The 21,572-nt window shown below is 58.3% G+C and carries 20 protein-coding genes; 8 read left to right on the plus strand and 12 right to left on the minus strand.

Features of this window, described 5'->3' with window-relative positions:
* Positions 1-79: 79 nt before the first annotated feature.
* Positions 80-1,369, plus strand: coding sequence for a glycosyltransferase family 87 protein (locus tag RBB47_RS28750; RefSeq protein WP_305989370.1), 1,290 nt, complete (start codon positions 80-82; stop codon positions 1,367-1,369).
* On the opposite strand, the gene RBB47_RS28755 is transcribed toward RBB47_RS28750, so the two are convergent.
* The 3 genes from RBB47_RS28755 to RBB47_RS28765 all read right to left on the minus strand — a co-directional run bounded on the left by RBB47_RS28755 (position 1,342) and on the right by RBB47_RS28765 (position 3,871).
* Positions 1,342-2,286, minus strand: a complete 945-nt coding sequence (locus RBB47_RS28755; RefSeq protein WP_305989371.1) for a DMT family transporter — start codon at positions 2,284-2,286, stop codon at positions 1,342-1,344. The two genes, RBB47_RS28750 and RBB47_RS28755, sit on opposite strands and share 28 nt — an antisense overlap.
* Positions 2,283-3,281, minus strand: coding sequence for a bifunctional riboflavin kinase/FAD synthetase (locus RBB47_RS28760; RefSeq protein WP_305989372.1), 999 nt, complete (start codon positions 3,279-3,281; stop codon positions 2,283-2,285). The genes RBB47_RS28755 and RBB47_RS28760 overlap by 4 nt, the downstream gene beginning before the upstream one ends.
* A 143-nt stretch (positions 3,282-3,424) precedes the next feature.
* Positions 3,425-3,871, minus strand: coding sequence for a MaoC family dehydratase (locus tag RBB47_RS28765; protein WP_305989373.1), 447 nt, complete (start codon positions 3,869-3,871; stop codon positions 3,425-3,427).
* Positions 3,872-4,122: 251 nt separating this feature from the next.
* Here RBB47_RS28765 and RBB47_RS28770 point away from each other — a divergent pair, with 251 nt between their 5' ends.
* Positions 4,123-4,506: a response regulator gene (locus RBB47_RS28770; RefSeq protein WP_103221220.1), complete on the plus strand. Its 384-nt coding sequence runs from the start codon at positions 4,123-4,125 to the stop codon at positions 4,504-4,506.
* A 174-nt stretch (positions 4,507-4,680) separates the two neighbouring features.
* Complete coding sequence (locus tag RBB47_RS28775) at positions 4,681-5,355, plus strand: protein phosphatase CheZ (RefSeq protein ID WP_305989374.1); 675 nt, start codon at positions 4,681-4,683, stop codon at positions 5,353-5,355.
* 148 nt (positions 5,356-5,503) lie between these two features.
* On the opposite strand, the gene RBB47_RS28780 is transcribed toward RBB47_RS28775, so the two are convergent.
* Positions 5,504-6,379 carry a TIGR01459 family HAD-type hydrolase gene (locus tag RBB47_RS28780; RefSeq protein ID WP_305989375.1) on the minus strand — a complete coding sequence of 292 codons (876 nt, stop codon included), beginning with the start codon at positions 6,377-6,379 and terminating at the stop codon, positions 5,504-5,506.
* Positions 6,380-6,492: 113 nt separating this feature from the next.
* On the opposite strand from RBB47_RS28780, the gene mutL reads away from it, so the two are divergent.
* Together mutL and RBB47_RS28790 are read left to right on the plus strand one after the other, a co-directional pair.
* Positions 6,493-8,400 (plus strand): DNA mismatch repair endonuclease MutL, encoded by a 1,908-nt coding sequence (gene mutL, locus RBB47_RS28785; RefSeq protein WP_305989376.1) that lies wholly within the window; start codon positions 6,493-6,495, stop codon positions 8,398-8,400.
* Between the two features lie 70 nt (positions 8,401-8,470).
* Positions 8,471-9,343, plus strand: coding sequence for an alpha/beta hydrolase (locus tag RBB47_RS28790; protein ID WP_305989377.1), 873 nt, complete (start codon positions 8,471-8,473; stop codon positions 9,341-9,343).
* A gap of 57 nt (positions 9,344-9,400) precedes the next feature.
* Here RBB47_RS28790 and RBB47_RS28795 read toward each other — a convergent pair whose 3' ends face one another.
* Both RBB47_RS28795 and RBB47_RS28800 read right to left on the minus strand, forming a co-directional pair.
* Positions 9,401-10,585: a porin gene (locus RBB47_RS28795; protein ID WP_305989378.1), complete on the minus strand. Its 1,185-nt coding sequence runs from the start codon at positions 10,583-10,585 to the stop codon at positions 9,401-9,403.
* Positions 10,586-10,726: 141 nt separating this feature from the next.
* A complete protein-coding gene (locus tag RBB47_RS28800; RefSeq protein ID WP_305989379.1) occupies positions 10,727-11,194 on the minus strand; it encodes a nucleoside deaminase in 468 nt (155 codons plus the stop codon).
* A 206-nt stretch (positions 11,195-11,400) separates the two neighbouring features.
* On the opposite strand from RBB47_RS28800, the gene RBB47_RS28805 reads away from it, so the two are divergent.
* Together RBB47_RS28805 and rsmD are read left to right on the plus strand one after the other, a co-directional pair.
* Positions 11,401-12,669: a pseudouridine synthase gene (locus tag RBB47_RS28805; protein ID WP_305989380.1), complete on the plus strand. Its 1,269-nt coding sequence runs from the start codon at positions 11,401-11,403 to the stop codon at positions 12,667-12,669.
* On the plus strand, positions 12,666-13,229 hold the full coding sequence (gene rsmD, locus RBB47_RS28810) for a 16S rRNA (guanine(966)-N(2))-methyltransferase RsmD (RefSeq protein ID WP_305989381.1): 564 nt from the start codon (positions 12,666-12,668) through the stop codon (positions 13,227-13,229). Before RBB47_RS28805 ends, rsmD begins: the two co-directional genes overlap by 4 nt.
* A gap of 10 nt (positions 13,230-13,239) precedes the next feature.
* On the opposite strand, the gene RBB47_RS28815 is transcribed toward rsmD, so the two are convergent.
* The 4 genes from RBB47_RS28815 to RBB47_RS28830 form a co-directional block, all read right to left on the minus strand.
* On the minus strand, positions 13,240-14,097 hold the full coding sequence (locus tag RBB47_RS28815) for an MBL fold metallo-hydrolase (protein ID WP_305989382.1): 858 nt from the start codon (positions 14,095-14,097) through the stop codon (positions 13,240-13,242).
* A 214-nt stretch (positions 14,098-14,311) separates the two neighbouring features.
* Positions 14,312-14,650, minus strand: coding sequence for a hypothetical protein (locus RBB47_RS28820; RefSeq protein ID WP_305989383.1), 339 nt, complete (start codon positions 14,648-14,650; stop codon positions 14,312-14,314).
* 115 nt (positions 14,651-14,765) lie between these two features.
* Entirely contained in the window at positions 14,766-15,629 is an 864-nt protein-coding gene (locus RBB47_RS28825) for a patatin-like phospholipase family protein (RefSeq protein WP_305989384.1), read from the minus strand.
* A 125-nt stretch (positions 15,630-15,754) separates the two neighbouring features.
* Positions 15,755-18,421 (minus strand): putative bifunctional diguanylate cyclase/phosphodiesterase, encoded by a 2,667-nt coding sequence (locus RBB47_RS28830; RefSeq protein ID WP_371932870.1) that lies wholly within the window; start codon positions 18,419-18,421, stop codon positions 15,755-15,757.
* A 156-nt stretch (positions 18,422-18,577) separates the two neighbouring features.
* On the opposite strand from RBB47_RS28830, the gene RBB47_RS31060 reads away from it, so the two are divergent.
* Positions 18,578-19,069 carry a hypothetical protein gene (locus RBB47_RS31060; protein WP_371932871.1) on the plus strand — a complete coding sequence of 164 codons (492 nt, stop codon included), beginning with the start codon at positions 18,578-18,580 and terminating at the stop codon, positions 19,067-19,069.
* 140 nt (positions 19,070-19,209) lie between these two features.
* On the opposite strand, the gene RBB47_RS28835 is transcribed toward RBB47_RS31060, so the two are convergent.
* Together RBB47_RS28835 and purD are read right to left on the minus strand one after the other, a co-directional pair.
* Complete coding sequence (locus RBB47_RS28835; protein ID WP_305989386.1) at positions 19,210-20,115, minus strand: alpha/beta fold hydrolase; 906 nt, start codon at positions 20,113-20,115, stop codon at positions 19,210-19,212.
* A 120-nt stretch (positions 20,116-20,235) separates the two neighbouring features.
* Positions 20,236-21,516, minus strand: a complete 1,281-nt coding sequence (gene purD, locus RBB47_RS28840; RefSeq protein ID WP_305989387.1) for a phosphoribosylamine--glycine ligase — start codon at positions 21,514-21,516, stop codon at positions 20,236-20,238.
* Positions 21,517-21,572: the final 56 nt, after the last annotated feature.

The raw sequence follows: 21,572 nt of genomic DNA on the forward strand, positions 1-21,572 counted from the left end.
CGCACGGTAACCGAAAATAGACAAGTCCCGTGTATGCACTCTTATCAGACAAGAACAGGGCAAGAGTGGCATCGGCGACATGACGATAACGCACAAGGACGGACACGAGGCAGCACCGCCGGCGGATCCGGACCGCGGCCTTTGGGAGCGCGGTGTCCGCTCCGGTGACTGGTTGACCTGGGACCGCATCGGCTTTGCAAGCCTGTGCTCTGCAATCGGTATCAGTCTCGGTCTCATCTGGCTGCTTCTCATGCCCAATTCCTTCGGAGCCCCCAGCGGCACCCTGCTGATGGATTATCTGAGCTTCTGGCTAGCAGGCCGGCAGGTTCTCGCCGGAACACCTGAAATCGTCTATGTTCCGGCCGACTTTTCCGCGCTTCAGGCAGAGTTGTCGGGCTCCGACACGGTGTTCGGGTTCTTCTATCCGCCGATGTTCCAGCTCCTGCAAAGTGTCTATGCGCTGCTTCCCTACAAGGCAGCCTTTGCTGCTTTCATCCTTTCGACCACCGCCCTTCTGTGCGTCGCGTGCCGTCTGATCACGGGCAACTGGCTGTTCGCGCTCTGCCTGATCATCATTCCGGCTTGCGCCAACAACGCCTTTCACGGTCAGAACGCTGCGCTGACCGCTGCGCTATACGGGTTTTTTCTTGTAGGTGTCGAGCGGCAGAAACTGTTCCTGGCCGGAATTGCGCTCGGCCTTTTGACCATCAAGCCTCAACTCGGGATCCTGGCGCCGATCGCGCTCATCGCGAGCCTCAACTGGCGAACCTTTCTCAGCGCCTCGGTTACGACACTTGCCTTTGCAGCCCTGAGCGTTGCCGTGCTCGGGATCGGCGTCTGGCAGGTGTTCTGGCATCAGGCACCGGTCGCGTCGGCGATGATGGAACTTGGTGGTGTCGAGTGGGGCAAGATGATCTCGGTCTACAGCAGCTTCCGCCAGTTCGGCCTCGGGCATGCGCCTGCCATGGCCATTCAGGCACTGTTCGCATTCGGCGCGTTGGTGTGCGTTTGGAAAGTCTGGCGTGGAACCACCGACATGGCCGTACGGGCTTCGGTTCTTGTCTGCGGCACCCTGCTCGTGACGCCATTTGCCCTGTCTTATGACCTGACGCTGCTGGTCATACCATGCGCCTTCCTCATCCGGGACGGACTGAAGGACGGCTTTTTTCCTTATGAAAAAGTGTTGCTTGCGCTGGTCATCGGCCTGTCGGCGTCAACGGCACCCTTTGCCATTCTGCTCGGCCTGCCGATTGCGCCCTTGCTGCCGGCGATTGTACTTTATCTCGGCATGCGCCGCATGCAGATGCTGCCGCTTGCGAGCACACCGTCGGAAAAACAGGGTCATATCTCCGGAACGGTTTCAGTCTGATGTTTCAGTTTCCGCTTTCGTTCGCGGTGGGTGATGTAAAGCCCGCTGCCGATGATGAGCGCGATGCCGATCCAGGTCGGGCCGTCGGGAAAATCGGAAAAAACGAGATAGCCGAAGAGCGTGGCGCTGACGATTTCAACATATTGCAGCGGTGCCAGCAGGCTGGCGTTGCCGCGTTGAAACGCGGCGACGACAAGGCCGTGGGCGGCAAAGGAAATGAAACCGATGAGGACCATCCACCCGGTTTGCGGTCCGGACGGGATCACGAATTCATAGCCCTCAAATGAGCCAAGTGAACCGATCAGCAACGCGCTACCCAACAGCACGGCACCGGAGAGCCCGGCCCCGAATTGAATTGTGAGCAGGTCGTCTTCGACCGGATAAAGCTTGTTGATGAGGAGATAGAACGCGAACACGATTGCGGTGAAGACCGGCAACAGGCTGACCAACCCGATCTCTGCCAGATTGGGCCGCAAGATGATGATGGCGCCGAGCAATCCGACCAGAATGGCACCGATCCTGCGAATGCCGACCTGTTCTTTCAAAATCAGCGCCGCCAGAACAGTCAGGATCATCGGCTCGATGAAGAAGATTGAAATCGCTGTCGCCACGGACATGTATTTGACTGCGGTGAAGAAGCTGAGCGAGGCAATGGCAAGCAGTATGCCTCGGACGGCATTGACCACCGGTTGCCTTGCCCGGAGCCGTGTGATCCGGCCGGTCAAAAGCGCAATGGCAAGACAGATCAGGAACTGAAACAGAAATCGCCCGAAGGTAATTTCAAGCGCGGGAATGTAAGCCGACAGGTACTTCGCGATGATGTCCATGATCGGAACGATCAGCATCGCCGATGTCATCAGGAAAATTGCCTGCAAAGGGTTTTGCTCGACCGCAGCCCCGGCGCTGCTTCGTGTCACGTGGCAAGATCCAGAAGTTTCATGTCTATTTCCGACAGCGGCTGAAGGGACTGCAGCGCTGCACGCGCTTCTTCGCTGTCACGATCCATCTGCGCGACCAGTGCATCGGCCGTCTCGAACTTCTCTTCACCGCGGAGATAGGACACAAGGTGCACCCTGAGCGTCTTGCCGTAGAGATCGCCTGAAAAATCGAACAGAAAGACTTCGAAGACAACGGAACCGTTGTCGAATGTCGGGCGCCGCCCATAGCTGGCAACGCCGTCATACCAGCCGTCTTCCGTCTTCACCTTCACGGCGTAAATACCGCTGAGCAACGGGCACCCTTCGTCCAGGTGCAAGTTGGCTGTCGGATAGCCGAGATCCCGGCCGCGCTTGTTGCCGTGTTCGACCGTCGCGTCGAAAAACCACCGGTATCCGAGAAGCGCGTTGGCCTGCGCAATGTCTCCTGTTTTCAGACAATCCCGGATGCGGGTGGACGAGATCACTTCTGCGCCTTCATCCTCCTCCCGCTGGACGATCGTAACGCCGAAGCCATAGTCGGCGCCTGCGGCACGCAGGAAGTCAGGTGTTCCCTTGCGGGCTTTGCCGAAGTGAAAGTCGTATCCCGTCACCGCGTGTGAAATGTCGAGCGTGTTTATGAGGATGTCTTCCACGAAGACGTTTGCCTCGATCCCGGCAAAGTCCTTTGTGAACGGCAGGATAAGTGCCCCGTCCAAGTCGCACACCTTCAGCATCTCGACCTTGAGTGGCGGCGGAGTGAGGCGGTAAACGGGCTTCGACGGATTAAACACCGTGCGCGGGTGCGGCTCGAAGCTCATCGCAAAGACGGGATGATGGGTTCCACGGCCGAGACCGAGTGCAGCATCCAGCACAGCCCGATGTCCCCGATGCACGCCGTCGAAATTGCCGATTGCAACAATTCCGCCCTTCAGCTCTTCGGGAAAGGCTTCAAGGTTTTCAACATACAAGAACCTTGAGGACGGAGACGGGCTCATGCAGCAGACCTTCGTGCAATCTATCGGCCGGGACGGCTCTTCAGGAATCGGCAGACAGGACAAACGCTCCTAATGGGAGCGTTGCCGACGCTGGCGGGGAACCTGCCGCTTACACGTGAAAACGTCAAGGGCGCAGAGCTTTGTCAAAGACGCGATCTGTCGTCGCCGCGGCTGGGCACCTTGACCAGGGCCTCACCTTCCAGAACGATCGTGTCGTCCACGCTGCAGATACAGGACAGTCGTGCGCGGTTGCCCCGTTCCATGAGTTCTTCCACCGTTACCGTAACCTTGACGTCGTCACCGATCTTTACCGGCGCCTTGAAGTTCAGCGTCTGCGAGAGGTAAATCGCACCGGGGCCCGGCAAGCGCGTGCCGAGCACCGCCGAAATGAGGCTGGCGGTATAGAGGCCGTGGGCGATACGGGTCTTGAACGGTGTGCGGGCCGCGAAGTGTTCCGACAGGTGAATTGGATTGCGGTCTCCGGAGACTTCGGCAAAACCGACGACGTCAGAAGAACTGACGTGTTTGACCAGTTCTTCCTGCATTCCCGTTTCCAGATCTTCGAAATAGAGTGTTCGCAATTCCAACATTGTAATTTCCGCCCGATTTTTTCTTTTTTCCCACCGCGAGGGACGCTAGGCCTCCTAAGGTTTTCTGACAATTGTGCTTTCGGCGAACAAAAAGAATCTGAAATTAACGGTCTTTTCAGGGCCAGCAGGTAGATTACGCCGGGTGTGGGGAGGTGAGGACACAGGAATTGTGTCGCTCTCCTTCAGAGTCAAATCGCGTTTCCACCGGCCCACGGCCAGGGGCCGCGCTAATTGACAGTATGGAGTAGACAATGGCCCTTGATCTTCAGATGCCGGTCCTCGTGGTCGATGACTACAAGACGATGATTCGCATCATTCGCAACTTGCTGAAGCAACTCGGCTTCGAAGACATCGACGATGCTGCGGACGGTACCGAAGCCCTGGAAAAAATGAAACAGCGCCGCTACGGCCTGGTCATTTCCGACTGGAACATGGAGCCGATGACCGGCTACGAGCTGCTCAAGCAGGTCCGGTCCGACTCGGGTCTCAGCAAAACCCCGTTCATCATGGTCACCGCGGAATCCAAGACGGAAAACGTCATTGCCGCGAAAAAGGCCGGCGTGAACAACTATATCGTGAAGCCATTCAACGCTCAGACGCTGAAAGGCAAGATCGAAGCCGTCTTCTCCGACTGATTTCATGCATCTGGCGGGGCCCCGACAAGGGGAACTCCGCCCGAACGCTACGGGTGTCCGGGGGGACCTGCCGGGGGGCAGGTCGTTCGCCGGCACAACAAACCCGTAAGAAAGTGCGGTTCAAACCATGTCGAACCGCATGTTGGAGAAGGCTTCATTCGGGGGGCGAATTCCATGGCCAACATGAAGCAGGAAAACGTGGCTCGCGTCATCGACTTCCTGGAACAGAACAAAAATCGCGATGGCGAGGTCTCCTTGACCGACGTCATGCACCTTGCCGAAGTCATGTCCGGTTCGATGCACGATTTCCTGACAGCGGTACAGCCGGCAGTGACGGAAGAGCTGACGCTGATCGGCAAGGAAATCTCGCGCATGAAGGATGAAATCTCCCAGTTGCGCGCAAACGACATGACCGGCAACAAGATCCCGGATGCCGGGCGGGAGTTGGACGCGATCGTCGAAGCAACCGAAGACGCCACCAACACCATCATGGAAGCTGCCGAAGAAATCATGGGGGCCGACACCAGTGATGCCGAAGCGTATCAGGAACTGGTCAGCAACAAGATGATTTCCATCTTCGAGGCCTGCACCTTCCAGGACATTACCGGTCAGCGGATCTCAAAGGTCGTCACGACGCTGAACTATATTGACGAACGCGTGTCGTCTTTCATCGAGCACCTTCGGATTCCCGAGGAACTTGACGCTGCGATTGAGGAAAGCGAAGAGGATCGCCGGAAGCGCGAGCTGATCCTGCACGGGCCGCAGCATACCGGCGAGGGCGTCTCGCAGGACGATATCGACGCCTTGCTCACGGACGTTCAGGCCGACATCGACAAACTGTTCGACTAAATTTCCGGTCGGATTTAGTCCGAAACCGGATGGCGCAACGGGTCCTCCTCTCGAGGGCCCGTTTCCGTTTTGCCGCAGATCCGGAGGATCGGGCCTCCCCTTAAAAGCTCAGGACTGTCAAAAGAAGTCCGTTTCGGCGTTTTTGGGTTCACCACCGGAGACGCGGTAGTGCAGCGCGGGCGCGAAGGCCCTCTTCGATCAGGCGTTTGCGGATCAGGTGCTCTTCCGGCGCATCACTTGGACCGAAATCGGATGCATGGATGCCTGCCGTGATGAACAACACGTCGATATCCTGAGACACGGCGCCACGAATATCGGTCGGAAGCCCGTCGCCGATGGCAAGAACATCCTCCTTGGCGACCGGCGCGCCGTGAAGTGCTTCCAGCCGTTTCAGAGCGGCATGATAGATAGGGGCATGAGGCTTGCCCAAAATGGCAACATCGCCGCCCAGGTCTTCATAAAGCCGGGCCAGTGCACCGGCACACCAGACCAGCCGGTCGCCCCGTTCAACGACAATGTCCGGATTGGCGCAGATCATCAGAAGGCCGCGATCTGCCAGTTTCTGCAGGCGGTCCCGGTAGTCGTCTGGTGTTTCACGCTCATCGTCCACGAGACCCGTGCAACTGATAGCGTCGGCCTCTTCGTCGTTGGACGTGAAGGTCGCCTCCAGGTTCCAGTAAAGCGGCTGATCCCTGTTTGGACCGATATGCAACAGCGTCTTGTCGCCCTGTGCTTCCAGAATTTCCCGTGTCACGTCGCCGGAAGTGACGATGTCGTCATAAGCTTCTTCGGGAACCCCAAGTTTTGCCAGCATCTCGCCGACCTGTTTGGCCGGGCGCGGCGCGTTGGTTATGAGCACAACTTTGCCACCGGTTTCCTCGCGGTAGGCGCGCAAGGCCTTGTGCGCATCTTCAAACGCGGCAATGCCATTGTGCAACACGCCCCAGACGTCGCACAGGATCCCCTTGTACAAGGGAGCAACGGCGCGAAGCCCGTCAATGAGAAGCGGTGCAGAAACGGTCATGGAGGGTCACTCGGATTGAGATTGATCTGGTAAGCTTGCAAAAGAATCGAGACAGACTCGGCGCGGACCATATAGGAACAGGGCTCGGGGGGAAACCGAGTAAAGGGACATTCATGCAGGTCAGGCAACTTGGCGAAAAGGTGATCAACCAGATCGCAGCCGGCGAAGTGATCGAACGGCCCGCCAGCGTGATCAAGGAACTGGTTGAGAATGCTGTCGACGCCGGAGCGCGCAACATCGAGATCACGACCGCAGCCGGCGGTAAGACCCTCATGCGCGTTGCCGATGATGGCGAGGGCATGCGCCAGGACGATCTCAGGCTTGCCATCCGCCGGCATTGCACTTCCAAGATATCAGACAATGATCTCTTTGATATCCGAACGCTCGGGTTTCGCGGCGAGGCGTTGCCGTCGATCGGGTCTGTCGCCAGGCTTTTGATCCAGACCCGGCATGCGGACGAGGACCACGCCTGGGCGATTGCCGTGGAAGGCGGCAAGGAACAGCCGCTGGTTCCCGCCGCGCGGGCACGAGGGACGCAGGTTGAAGTCCGAGACCTTTTCTTTGCCACGCCAGCAAGGCTTAAGTTCCTGAAGTCGGACCGCGCCGAAGCCTCGGCAATCACCGAAATCGTCAAGCGGATTGCGCTCGCTTATCCCGATATCGGTTTTGCCCTCTCAGGCGCCGACCGCCAGCCCCAAAGCTGGCCGGCGGCCAGAGGCAGCGAGCCGCATCTGGCGCGCATTGCCCAGATCCTCGGACAGGATTTCGTGGACAATGCTATGGAGATCGATGCCGGACGTGAAGGCGTCCGGTTGAGCGGATTTGCCGGTCTGCCCACCCACCATCGGGGCAATGCCCAGCATCAGTTTTTTTTCGTCAACGGGCGGCCGGTCAAGGACAAGCTGCTGCTCTCCGGTCTGCGCGGGGCATATGCGGATGTGCTTGCGAGAGACAGGCACCCCGTTGTCGTTCTCTTCATTGACCTCGATCCGACTCAGGTGGATGTCAACGTTCACCCGGCCAAGGCAGACGTTCGCTTTCGCGATTCCCAGCTTGTGCGCGGCCTGCTTGTCGGAGCGATCAAGCAGGCGCTCGTTCAGGCAGGGCACAGGTCTTCAACTTCGAATGCGGCTGTTGCCCTCGACGCTCTTCGCTCGCACGGGGCCGGATTTCAGGCGCCGCCTGCCGGTGGCCTTGCCTCGGCCGAGCACATGCGCACCGCAAACGGTATGGGCGCGTCAACTGCATATGCGCGCCAGGAAGCAGCGCCTCGCTGGAACCCCGACGTTTTTCGCCCGCTTGATCCAGATGGCGAACCCCAGCCAGGTTTTGCCGAGGCGGCTCAACCGGCCTACGAGACACAAAACGGGTTTTCCGGTCTGGCCGTTCCGTCCGCAGACGCAAGGGCAAACGAGGTCCCGGTTGAACAGGAAAAAACGCAGTTGCCCCTTGGTGCAGCGCGGGCTCAGGTTCACGAGACCTACATCATTGCCCAAACGGAGGATGGCGTTGTCATTGTCGACCAGCATGCGGCCCATGAACGCCTGGTCTATGAGCGGTTGAAGGACGCGCTGGCGAAGAACGAGGTTCCCCGCCAGATCCTGCTGATTCCCGAAATCGTGGAATTGACCGAGGAAGACGCGCTTCGCCTTGCCGAGAAGGCTGGCGACCTGGAGCAGGCCGGTCTGGTTCTGGAAGCCTTTGGTCCGGGTGCTGTTGCTGTCAGGGAAACACCGGCGCTTCTCGGCGACATGGACATTCAGAGCATGGTGCGCAATCTCGCAGATGAACTTGCCGAGTGGGAAACGGCTGACGGTCTTCAGGAAAAACTCGACCACGTCGCCGCAACGATGGCGTGCCATGGCTCGGTCCGGGCTGGGCGCCGCATGCGCGCAGAAGAAATGGATGCGCTCTTGCGGGACATGGAGGCCACCCCCAAATCAGGGCAATGCAATCACGGCAGACCGACCTGGGTTGAGCTCAAGCTAACGGACATCGAAAAGCTCTTTGGCCGCAAGTAATGGTGAAAAGCTGATCGGCCAGGGCCTGCCTCGCGTACCGTCTATTGAATTTCGTGAAAAGGAGTACGAAATGGCCGATGCCGAAACCGGCAGGGCAGGGACAACTGAACACAAGTCATCCGGCTTTTGGGCGAAGTCGGGACGATGGCTCGTGAAACTGGCCGTGATCGTCGCAATCGCGTACGGCATGGCTGCGGGCTTTATGTATCTTAACCAGCGCAATTTCGTTTTCGTACCGACCGGTGAACTGATGACACCGGAAGAAAGAGGCCTCGAAAATGTTTCCGTCGAACTGGTTGAAATGGCGGATGGAACCAGGATCACCGCCTGGGCGGCAGACCCTTCGATAGAAGGAGCTCCGACCGTTCTTTATTTTCACGGCAACTCCAGCAATTTGTCCAACCGTTCGGAACGGTTCCGGCAGATCCTCGACAGCGGCTATGGCCTTTATGCGCCGACCCACCGCGGCTATGCCGGGAGTGAGGGCAGTCCCTCCGAAGCTGCCCTGATCTCGGATGCGCTTGAGGTCTACGACACATTGTCGGCATCAGGAGCGCCCGTGATTGTCCATGGCGAGAGCCTGGGAACCGGCATCGCAACCGCAGTTGCCGCTGTCCGTCCCGATGTCGGGCTTCTGGTGCTGGAAGCCCCTTACACGGCGCTCGTCGACATGGCCGCAGAGCAATATCCATGGCTCCCCGTCAACCTTCTGATGAAGGATCCGATGAAGACTCGTGACCGCATCGCAAGTGTCGAAGCGCCTGTCCTGGTCATTCACGGGACTGAAGACAGGGTCATTCCCGTCGAGCACGGCCGCAAACTGTTCGAGATCGCGCCGGAGCCCAAGGAGCTACTGATCTTAGAAGGCGCCGGCCATGGCGATTTGTGGAAGAGGGGCCTTTGGAACTCGGTTCAGGAGAACTGGGCCGAAATTCAACCGTGAAAACAAAGCTCCGGGTCACTATGGTTCATACCGAGACCCGGAGCGTTTGGTCCGACCCTAGAAGGACTTCTGCATCCGGATTGTACCGAAGAGCTGGTAGGTATCGTCGAGGCCTGAGGCCGAGTTGAAGTCGAGATCCCGATACTGAAGCTCCGGTCCGATGATGAATCCGGAGTACGGCTCCCAGACTACGTTACCCGTCACGCTCCATTGCGTGAAATCGTAGGCATCCGTACCAGCGTCGACGGTGTGATAACCACCCTCGAGATTGACCTCGACCGTGTCGGTCACCCCAAGGCTGACACCCCCGGAGACGTTCCAGGTTTTGGTCGTTTCGGTGCTGTTGCCATCCCACACGGCATCCGTGATCTGGCTGATCCAGCCGGTGGAGCCATATGAGCTGGCACCGTCCGTATAGACGCCCTGAAGGGCAACGCGGCCCCCGTTGGCAAGACCGCCGAAGTTGAGTTCAACACCGGCACCAACGGCAAAGCCGAGTTCGTCCTCCGAGCTGCCGGTTGTGCCGTTGTAGAACGCGTTCGGATAGACCTGATGCAGCGCACCCATGACCTGGGCACTGCCCCACGCCTGGCTGAGCCCGAGCGCGCCTACGATGTCCGGCATGCGGGTTCCACCGTAGTCAAGCGTGCTGCCATTCAAGGCGATGCCCAATTCACGGTTGGAACGGTCCTCAACGGCAATCGTTGCGTTGAAGCCGTCACCGAATGCGTAGGTATAGGCGACCTGGTTGATCGATTGATCCGAGTAGCTTTCGATCTGGACGTCAAAGGCATATCCGGTGAAGAAGTCGAAATTGGAATTCGTGAAACCCATCGTCAGGCCGCCCCACTGGATGAAGGCGTTGTCGATTTCGAAATCGGCTCTCTGATTGGTTTGCTGCATGTAGATTTCGGAGAAGGCCCGCAGCGTGCCGAATTGGGTCGCGGTCCTTGCATCGAGATAGACATAAGCGCGGGAGCGCATCTGGTAGCCGTCGGTGTCACGGTCACCCCAGCTGTTTTGCGCCTCACCGAAGTTCCGGACGCGGAATTCGGTGCGCACCCGGCCGCGCACGCGAAGACACGTCTCGGTGCCCGGGATGTAATAGAAGCGCGCGCCGTAAGCGTCGCAGATCCGCAGGTAATCGACGGGCTCCGGCGCTACCGGCAGGTCAGCGGCCTGGAGCGGAGTGGCAGCGGCAATAAGACCGGTGACGGCTCCGAGCACAGAATAGCGAATCATGGCTTGCTCCTTAGTTGCGCAATGGCCCCTGACACAACTATGGAAGCGGTGAATGACAAATTGCTAACGGAAACCGATCTCAGCATCATTGCGGCGGTCAATTCCCGGTCGATGTTGCTTTTGCGCAACGTGAGACCGTCATCACCGTCTGGTGGAGAAAAAACTTTTCAGCAGTTTTGCGGAGTCTGTTTCGCCTATTCCGGAATAGACCTCTGGCGCATGGTGGCAGCTTGCCTGGAAAAAGAACCGGGTGCCATGATCGACCCCGCCTCCCTTTTCGTCGCCGGCACCGTAATAAAGCCGCCTGATGCGGGCAAAAGATATGGCGCCGGCGCACATGGGGCAGGGTTCGAGCGTCACATAAAGATCGCATCCGGTCAGCCGCTGGGAGTCTAGCTTGGCGCAGGCTGCCCGGATGACCAGAATTTCGGCATGCGCGGTCGGATCGTTCAGTTCCAGCGTCCGGTTGCCGTCACGCGCCAGAATGTCTCCATCCTTGACGATCACGGCACCGACGGGCACCTCGTTCCTTGCTGCTGCTGCTTCCGCCTCTTCAAGGGCGATGCTCATGAAGGAGACCTGATCGGACGGGGGACGGTTAGCGGTCATGCCTGTGCTTGTTCGAGGTGGCTACGTGTCGGTTCGCGTTCCTGTTTCGCACGCGCCATGCGCCAGGAAAAGAGCTCCCTTGCAGAATTGGGCGGCAACAAGCGATTTCCGAAACCGCCAAGCTCTGCTATGACGCCCCCATGACGACAGGAAAATCATCTCCGAGACGCCCTGAAACGCCAAAAGGCCGCGGGCGCACGAAATCTATGCCGGACAAGAAGCGGTCCGGTCCGCCGGCTGCTAAGAAAGCGGGACCGGCACCTGCAAACCAGCCTCGCGACGATGCGGCCGAGCGCGGCGAACGCATCGCCAAGGTCATGGCCCGCGCGGGTCTTTGCTCACGCCGGGAGGCGGAAACCTGGATCGAGAATGGACGGGTTGAGCTGAATGGCAAGGTTCTGACGACACCGGCGATCACAGTTACGGGCAACGACAAGGTGCTTGTTGACGGAGAGCCGTTGCCGACGAGAGAGCGCACGCGCCTCTGGCTTTATCACAAGCCCCGCGGGCTGGTGACGACAAACAAGGACCCGGAAGGCAGGCCGACCGTATTCCAGAAGCTTCCCGACGAGCTTCCGCGCGTGCTGACAGTTGGTAGGCTGGACATCAACACCGAGGGACTGCTGCTGCTCACGAACGATGGTGGACTCGCTCGTGTGCTTGAACTTCCCTCGACAGGCTGGCTGCGTCGCTACCGCGTGCGCGCATTCGGCAAGATTGCCCAGGCTGATCTTGACGGCCTTGCGGACGGCATTGCCATAGACGGGGTTTTGTACGGTGCGATCGAGGCCACGCTCGACAAGGAGCAGGGCGGCAATGTCTGGATCACCGTCGGCCTTCGCGAAGGCAAGAACCGCGAGGTCAAACGGGTTCTTGAACATCTCGGCCTCACGGTAAACCGGCTTATCCGGATTTCCTACGGCCCCTTCCAGTTGATGGACCTGCCGGAGGGCGATGTCAGGGAAATCCGTGGACGGATCCTGCGGGATCAGCTCGGTGAAACGCTGGCCCGTGAAGCCGGCGCGGATTTTGATGCGCCGATCTTTCATCAACCGCAGCAGGACAAGCCGAAAAAGGCGCGGGAAGGCCGGCAGGGCAGCGGGAAAGGTCCCGCGCGCAAGTCGGCCGGTCGCGAGGCAGCCCAGGGAAAATGGCTGACGGCGCGCGAAGGCAAGTCCGAGACCGACCGCCGCAAGGCTGCAAAAGCCACACGCTCTGACGAGAAACAGGCAAAGCGAAAAAACGCGGGACCCAGGCAGGAAAAGGTTTCGCCGCGTTCCCGCTTCCGCATGACCTCAAATCCGAAGCCGCGCAAGGATTTCGCAGAAGAGCGGCAGGCGCCTCAGCGTCGGATCTGGAGTGAAGACGGCCTTGTGGAAGACAAGCAGCAGGAGAGCCGGACCGGGCGTGGCAGTCAGGACCGCAGCGAGAGACCTGACCGTGGCGGGCGTCCGCGCGGCGGCAACCGCTCGTGAGAATTGTCGCCGGTCGCTTCAAGGGCACGGCACTCGCCACGCCGAAGTCACAGGCGACACGGCCAACAAGCGACCGTTTGCGTGAGACGATATTCAATATCCTGGCGCATGGCCTCGATGTGGAAGTCGAGGATGCACGGGTTCTGGACCTTTTCGCCGGAACCGGCGCACTTGGTTTTGAAGCGCTCAGCCGTGGTGCCCGCCATTGCACATTCATCGAAGAGAACGTCGAAGCCCGCGGTGTCATCCGCCGCAACATGGAGACGCTCGGACTGAACGGGGTCGCGAAGATTTTTCGCCGAGACGCGACCCGGCTTGGACCCACGGGCACAATTGATCCGTTCGACCTCGTTTTCGCCGACCCGCCTTACGGCAAGGGATTGGGCGAAAAGGCTCTTGTCTCGGCTGCAGCGGGCAACTGGCTCAAGCCGGGTGCGACCTGCGTCCTCGAAGAGCGTTCCAATACTGACGTGGAAATACCCCCTGGCTTTTCAGAAGTGGACCGCCGCCGCGCGGGAGATAGCCAGGTTATCTTTCTGAGGTTTGAAGCCGGAGCCTGAAACGGCAGGGTCACGCACCGCCCGGCATCATGATGTAAACGGTTGGTTTCGCCGGAAGGCTGGCCCGGCTGACCACAAGTTTCGGAATTTCCGCCCTGACGATCGTGTAGCCGGCTTCCGTCGCACGGCCCATAAATGCATCCAGGGCGCCCGCAAAGTGGAAATGCATCGGGATGACCATGGCAGGCCCGATGTTCCCCAGAACATCCATGAGACTGTCGAGGCGCAGTGTCGATGAATTGTCGATCGCGGCGAACACGATATCGATCTGGCCAAGCCGGGTCAGGTCTTCCTTCGTCAACCTGTGATGCAGATGGCCGAGATGCGCGACGCACAAGTCTGCGATCTCGAATATGAAAATGGAATTGCCGAGGCGCCGGGTCTCGCCATCCCAACCGCGGATGTTTGTCTGGATATTGCGGATGCGGACGTCTTCGACCGTCAGATCGTGGTCCATCGGTCCGCCGTTGGGGTTCCATCCGTAAAGCAGGTGTTCTATTTCCGGATCAGGTGCCAACGAATAGTGGGTTGAATGGGCGCCGTTCATCGTCGCGACTGTTGGCGTCAGAAACGGCCGGTAAATGTCGTTATAGTCGGTCGCGATGCGCACGCCACCGGGCGTCTCAAGCTCGAAAGTCGAATGGCCGATATAGCGGATCTGTATCTGCCCCGCCTCCAGTTGCGCGTTCCACACGCGCGCCTGACCGGGTTGAGGCGACTTGTAAGGCGCCTCGGCAATCAGCTGGCAGATGGCGTGAGCCGGTGCCGCCGTAACCATCGCCGTCAACCCGATTGCGACTGCAGCGGTTTGCCGGCGGCTTAATACCCTTTTGAGGGCCTTGACGAGGGCGGAAACGGCGAAAGCCATGATGCCATGATCCTGTTGCTGGTCCTCTATGTGATATTAGCGGCCAGATCGCCCACGGCAAGCCGGATCGGCTGCAACACGTGCCAATTGCGGGATTCTTCCCGTCTCGCGAGGAAAATCGAAAGAAAAGGCAACCGGCCAGCGCAGATCGGTGCGGAGGCGGTTGCCGCAGGTGGGGGCAGGAGGGAGGAAGGACCTGCCCCGAATTGCTCTGTTAGACCACGTGCAGGCTGACAGGTGCGCGCGTTCCCTTGGGGCGGCTCGCAGTGTCAGTGTCATGCATGACTCCGGCCTGAGCCTGTACGTGGATGAGTTCACCGGCGTGCCCGGCTTCCATCATCAGCGCAGAACGGCTGCAAAGGGCGGCAAGGGAAAGACCCAGACGGCGCAAATGAGACCTGCGGTAGCAATAGACTGCCAGCGCCGCGCGCTGTGGTTCAGGCAATTGGGCGCCAAGGTCCGAGCCCGCGGAGAGTGTTGCGTCCAGCAACCGCTTGAGCAGGTCTTCAGATACCGGGCAATTCTCCAAGTCTGTAGATCCCGAAGTCCGCATTGGTCCATCCCTAAAATATCAAGAATAGGATTTCAGGATTTTATTAAAAGTTTATTAATTTCAAAAACGAGCCCAATATAAACGGGCTATCTGGACAAATTTACTTAGATCACAATCAGGTGATCTCTACGGGCTCTTTTATCAATCTAGTTAGTTGTTCTCTTGTTGTTGTTCGCAAGGATTCAGCCCGGTCCAGAATTTTTTCTGCTTTCATGAAATCGAGAACCCGGACGGTGTCATGGGGCGGACGAACCAGAATATCCGGTTGTTCCATCTTGAGTTTTTGAGTTGTGATGGTCTGCATGAGGATCTGTGCGGAGCCGAAGAGGGAATCCAGCATGTTGATGTCGGACTTCTCGGGCCTTGGAACCGGCGCGCCCACAACATCGACGGCGATGACGATGTCACAATTGGCACGCATGCCCTCGAACGGGAGCGGATTGACGACACCCCCATCCACAAGAAAGCGGTCTCCGTGGCGCACAGGACGAAACAGGGCCGGGATTGCAATCGACGCTGCGAGAGCCGGCAGAAGCGGGCCGGATTCGAAATCCACCTCCGTGCAACCGAAAAAGTCCGTCGCCAGAAGGCGCAGTGGAATTTCCAGGTCCTCGAAACGATTGGGAAGATAGTCGGCGACGAAAACCTCCAGAACGCGTTCGGGATCAAACTGGACGAGACCGGGCCGGAACATTTCGGTAAAGCGCCGTGGCCGCAGCTGCCACACCCTGGATAGAACGCTGTTCCGGTCAGCGAATATTTCCAGTGCGATTTGCCGGATCTCCTCACCGCTCCGTCCGCTTGCATACGCTGCTCCGAGGATCGCACCGATCGACGTTCCAGAAATCTGGACCGGTTTGAGCCCCATATCGTCGAGTGCCTCAAGGACCGGGATATGCGCTAAACCTCGCGCGCCGCCGCCGCCAAGTGCAAGGCCAATACGCGGACTGTCATGAGAAGAAGTAAGAGGCAGAGCCATTTCTGTCCGTACCCTGGATTAATCAGTGTTCCTGGCAGATGGGGACCGGAGGGCTCAATTCCAAGAACTGATAGGGAACAAGCTTAATCCTGGGGCAGTCAGGCGCAGGGTGGCCTCCGGGCGGGTCACACGACGAAGTAAAGATCGTCGGACGTCTCTGTCATCCAGTCGGTCATCCGGTCGAGCGTCATCGGCTCTGCAATCAGGAAGCCCTGAATTGAGAAGTCGCCCATCATGCGCAGGCGGTCATATTGCGCTTCCGTTTCGACACCTTCGCAAACGATTGAGATGTTGAGCGAGCGCGCAAGGTGGATGAGCTGGTTGACGACCGCTTCTTTCTTGGCATCCTCGATCATCTGAGCCGTAAAGGAACGGTCGATTTTCAGGCCGTTGATCGGCAGGTCCGCCACATGGGTCAGCGAGGCGTATCCCGTGCCGAAATCATCCAGTTCGATGTGAACGCCGAGCTCAAAGAGTTCTCGCAGCGCTTCAAGATGTCCCGACCGGTTGTCGCTCAGAAATACCGATTCAAGCACTTCTGCCGTCACCATGTGCGGTTCGATGCGGTGTTTCGACATTGCCGCCTTGAAGTGATCGACAAGCAAGCCCGAGGCAAGGTGGGCGGGCGAGACGTTCACGCAGATCCGGCCGAACTCGAGCCCCTGATCCAGCCAGTAGCGCGCCGCTGTGAGCGCCCTGTCGATGATGATCTCGCCCAAGACGGGTGCAAGGCTGGTCTTTTCGACAATCGGCAGAAAGTCAGCAGGCGAAATGATCCCGCGTTCCGGATGGTCCCACCGGATCAAGGCTTCGATGCCCGTCACGGTTTGTGACCGCAGATTGACCTGGGGTTGGAACACCATGAAGAACTGGTGGTTCTTGACTGCGTCCTGAAGCTCGCGCTCGATCCTGGCTTCCGTCTCGCTGTCCGTCTTCATGTCTTTTCTGAAGAAGGTGAAGCGGTCCTTGCCGTTTTCCTTCGACTGATACAGCGCCAGGTCCGCGTTGAAGAGCAGGTCTTCGAAGTTGAGAGCGTCTTCGGGACACAGGGCAATGCCCATGCTGACGGTCGGCCAGAATTTGGTTCCGTTGAACTCCATCGGCATACGCATGAGACGGCGCGCGCGCTCGCAAAGCTCGTTCGGGTCGGATTTGCCGGATTCCGCGATGATGACAAACTCGTCGCCGCCCCACCGGTAGGGTGTACCGAGCCCGCGCGACACTTCACGCAGCCTGCGTCCGGTTTCTTCAAGGCAATAATCGCCGGCAAGGTGCCCAAGCGTATCGTTCACGCGCTTGAAGTTGTCCATGTCGACATGCACCAAAAAGGCCGGTTTATCTTCTTTGGCGAAGCGGGACTTTGCATCCCGCTGGCATCCGGCGCGATTGGAGAGCTTGGTAAGCGGGTCGAAATAGGCCAGACGCTCCGCACGGACGCGTGCCTCCCGTGTTTCGGTTTCCCTCAGAACTCTCTCGGTCACATCGTTTGCGATGATGACATAAAGGTCCTGATCCGCGTCCCGGAGCAACTGGATGCGCAAATCCACGGGATATTCGGAACCGTCCTTGCGTTTGTGCAAACACTCAGCCGCAACGCCCTCAAGCTCGCCGTTCTGAAGCGGTCTGACCTGACGCCGGATCGTTTCCTCATTGTAGATCGGGTTGATGTCCCAAAGATGCAGCGACTTGAAGTCGCCGATCCCATAGCCGAGATTGCTGAGGGCGCACCTGTTGGCGTGTTCAAAGCGGAATGTCTGCGCATCCAGGATGTAGATCTCGTTCAGCGACGATTCCAAAATCTTGGCGAGAAGATTGTTCTTCCGTTCCGCCTCGGTGCGGTCGGTAATGTCGTGAACGGTGCCGACAACCTTGGAGGCTTTTCCGTCCTGACCGGCAAGAACGTAACCACGGATGTGCAGTGAGCGGGCAGGGCCGTTGTCCGGAACGAGTGAGTGCTCAAAGTCGAATTCACTGCACGTGTCGATGGCACGTTGAACCATCAGCTTTGCGGCCTGTCCCTCATTTTCGGGAATTTGAGCATAGACCCGTTCGATGATTTTCTCCGACGGCAGATCTGCCGGGATATTCATGATCCGGAAATACTCTTCCGTCGCGTTGACCTCGTTGGTGACAACGTCCCGCTCCCAGCTGCCGACGGTGGCAATGCGCTGGGCTTCGAGGAGCTTGGCTGCGTTTTGCTCCAGTTTTTCCGTTTGGTTGCGCACCTCGGCTTCCAAGCGTGTGCGCGTCACCAGGACAGATGACTGCAAGCGTGTGAGGAGGCGATGGATGACCGCCCAGGCGATGAGCGTCAGTCCGGTCCCTGCAAGGATCGAGATCAATATGCCGTTGAGAGACGCCCAAACGTTTTGGGTGATGTCCTTGACCAGCAGAAGTCTGGATACGTGATCTCGCTGCGAAATGGCGATCGGCAAGTCACGCACCATGAAGACCTTGCCGTCTTGCAGGTAGAATGGGCTGATTTTCGTAAGGTTCGTGCCATCTGTTGTGAAAACGTCGAGATTGAAACCTGTCGGCGCAAGATTTCCCAGAACCTTGTAACTGGCTGCTTCGGTTTGACCGGTTTCCGTCGCAGGCACTTCGCATATCTTCACGATCTGGGCGTCGACCGCAGCACTGGCGAGCGCAAGCGATCGCTCGATGCCGATCGCAAGTTTCAGATATCCAAGAAGCTGACCGTCCGAGACCCAGGGCCGGAAGACGCTGACAACGAAGCGATTGTCCGGTCCGAATTCAATACCGTTGGTCCGGCTCAAAAGGGCTTCAGTCATGTCTGACTTGAATGCCGTTCCGGGCGCTTCCAGGGGAGATGTGCCTTCAGCGGGGTAAACGCGTTCCCTGTTCGCGGCATAGATTGAAAACTCTTCAATGTTGAGGCTGTCGAACCTGAGGGAAAGCTGGCTGTCGGCAATCTGTTTGATTTTCTGATGGTTTCTTTCGCGGATCGCGTCCTGAAGCTCGCTGTTCGAACCGATTGTTTTGACAATCTCGTCCAGTGTCTCGGACCCGAGCGCCTTTTGCTGCAGCAACAGTCGCTCTGCGGTTTTGACGATCACGTCCTGAGGTTCCCGCAAATTCCGGTATTCCGAAACAAAGTTCTGGACAGTCAGAACGCAGACCGTGAGCGCAAGAAAGGAAAGAAAGACAATCCTGAGGGGTCTTTCGAACTTGGAATCGTCCGGGCAAAGCTTCGCCACGAGGGTGTCGAGAAGACGAGTGGATTGTTCCCGGCGCGGTTCTTCACCCCGCAGGTTCTCCCGATTCCCCGGACCTTTCTTGCCCATGCCCAGCACAAATACCCCCGGCAGCCGAAGCCGCGAACCAATCGGCATGACCTGCTTTCGGTGCGTTGTCCAAAAGAGCGGTACAACGTTGAGGTGAAAGCATTCATCGCCGATTTCTTTAATAAAGACGAATAGTTAAATTGGATTGAATGGTCGCCCGAATTGGTATTAAGCAATCAATTACTAAGTCATGAAAGTTTAAGGCATGGCCGAGAGCGGAAAATCAATTCGTTAACCTTGTTTTGCATTTCTCGAGATCATTCGAGCAAGCAAGATCAAGAGCCAAAAAACCTTCGCAAAGCTTCACAGGTTTCGTGCGGGGCTTCCTCGGGCAGAAAGTGACCGCAGGAAAGGGCAGCGCCCTGCGCATGCGGACACCAGGTGCGCCAGATTGCAAGCGGGTCGTCGACCTTCGTTGCAATTCCCTTGTCACCCCAAAGCGCGAGCAGGTCAGCCTTTATGGTCTTTCCTGCCTCCCTGTCGGTCTTGTCGTGCTCGTAATCAAGCGTGGCGCCCGCCCGATAGTCCTCGCAGGTAGCTGAAATCCGGTCCGGCTCGCAAAACCAGTCGCGCGTATGTGCAAGCGCTTCATCGGTAAAGCAGTCGAGGCTCTTTTCCGCAGTCCAGCCTGCCAGTGTGTGTTCGAGAAACCGTATTGGTGCAGCAGCAATCATCTTTTCCGGAAACGGAAATGGCTGGGCGAGGAACATCCAGTGGTAGACGGCGAGCCCGAATTCGCGATCGAGCCGGTCCCAGTAATCCGATGTCGGCAGGATATCGAGAACGGCCAGCTTTAGCACCGCCTCCGGATGATCGAGCGCAAGGCGGTATCCGACCCGACCGCCGCGATCGTGGCCGGCCAGGTAAAACTCCTGGTGGCCAAGGGCCCGCATCATGTCAAGCACCGCTGTTGCCATCGCCCGCTTTGAGTAATTCGCGTAATCGGTGCGGATCGGGGGGATGGACGAATTACCGTAACCCGGCAGATCCGGCATGATCAGCTTGAAGTGTTTGGCAAGCTCGGGCGCGAACTTGTGCCAGATTACATGGGATTGCGGATACCCATGCAATAGAAGAAGTGGCAGACCGGAACCGCCGATCCGGCTAAAGAGGCGCATGCCCTTTACGTCGACGATCCTGGTCTCAAATCCAGGATAAAGATCCGGCAATTCCGTGCTCAAGCTGCTCTCCCGAGGTCGTTGCCGGGAGAACACTAGCTGCACGTCTTGAACACTGCCAAGCTGAAATTGTCAGATCAGCCGAAGCGATCCTTCGATTGCGCGCTGACGCGGGACAGTCAGTTATTGTTCTGACCGTTCGCGTTCAATGGCACGCCATCCGATGTCACTGCGGCAAAATCCCTCCGGCCAGTCGATCTTCTCGATTGCCGCGTAAGCCTGTTCTCTGGCATCAGCGACCGTTTGGCCAAGCGCGGTGACATTCAGAACCCGGCCACCATTGGCCAGGATACGGCCACTTTCTTGCTTGGTTCCCGCATGAAAAACCTCAAGAACTTCAGAGCGGAGTTCATCCAGTCCTCTGACTTCGCTGCCCTTTTCGTAGCCGGATGGATAACCCTTCGTCGCCATGACCACAGACAGTGCCACGTCCTCGTGCCATTCGGCTGCCGTGTCTGCCAACCGCCCTTCGACACTGGCAAGAATAAGCTCCAGCAAGTCGCTTTTGAGGCGCATCACCAGCACCTGGCATTCCGGATCGCCGAAGCGGGTGTTGTACTCGATCAGCTTGGGTCCGTCGGCAGTGATCATCAGACCGGCATACAAGACACCTTTAAAAGGTGTTCCGCGCTGCGCCAGGGTTTTGATCGTCGGTTCGATGATTTCGTTCATCACGCGCGCAACAAGTTCGTCGGTCAGGACCGGTGCTGGGGAGTAGGCGCCCATGCCCCCCGTGTTCGGCCCTTCATCGCCGTCAAAGGCGCGCTTGTGGTCCTGAGCCGTGGCAAGCGGCAAGACATTTTCGCCATCTGACAGGACAAAGAAACTGGCTTCCTCGCCGCGCAGAAACTCCTCGATGACGACTTCAGCCCCGGCGTCGCCGAAAGTGCCTTCGAAACAGTCGTTTACAGCATCTACAGCCTCTTGTGCGGTGAGTGCGACCACAACACCCTTTCCGGCTGCAAGACCATCGGCCTTGACGACAATCGGTGCGCCTTTCTCATTCAGGTAAGCAACGGCGGAGTCGCGGTCGGAATAGCGGCCGTATCCGGCGGTCGGTATATCCGCCTCGTCGCAAACGCCTTTTGTAAATGCCTTGGAGCCCTCCAGTTGCGCCGCGGCCTTGCTGGGTCCGAACACCTTGATGCCGGCAGCCTCCAGATCGTCAACAATCCCGGCAACAAGAGGGGCTTCGGGACCAACCACGACAAGGTCAATCCCCATGTCCCGGCAAAAGCCGATCACCGCGTCATGGTCGGACACATTGATATCGGAAAGATCAGCCACCTCGGCGATGCCGGCGTTCCCCGGTGCTGCATATAGCTTGGTGAGTTTAGGAGATTTCGCCAATGCCCAGGCCAGGGCGTGTTCGCGCCCGCCGGATCCGATAAGCAGGAGTTTCATCTATCGCCGATCTCTTCAAACGGTCCATATCGCTGACTTTTGGGCGGTCAGCCTTG

It is taken from the genome of Roseibium sp. MMSF_3544, from assembly GCF_030732845.1.
In the GTDB taxonomy this organism is placed as follows: Bacteria; Pseudomonadota; Alphaproteobacteria; order Rhizobiales; family Stappiaceae; genus Roseibium.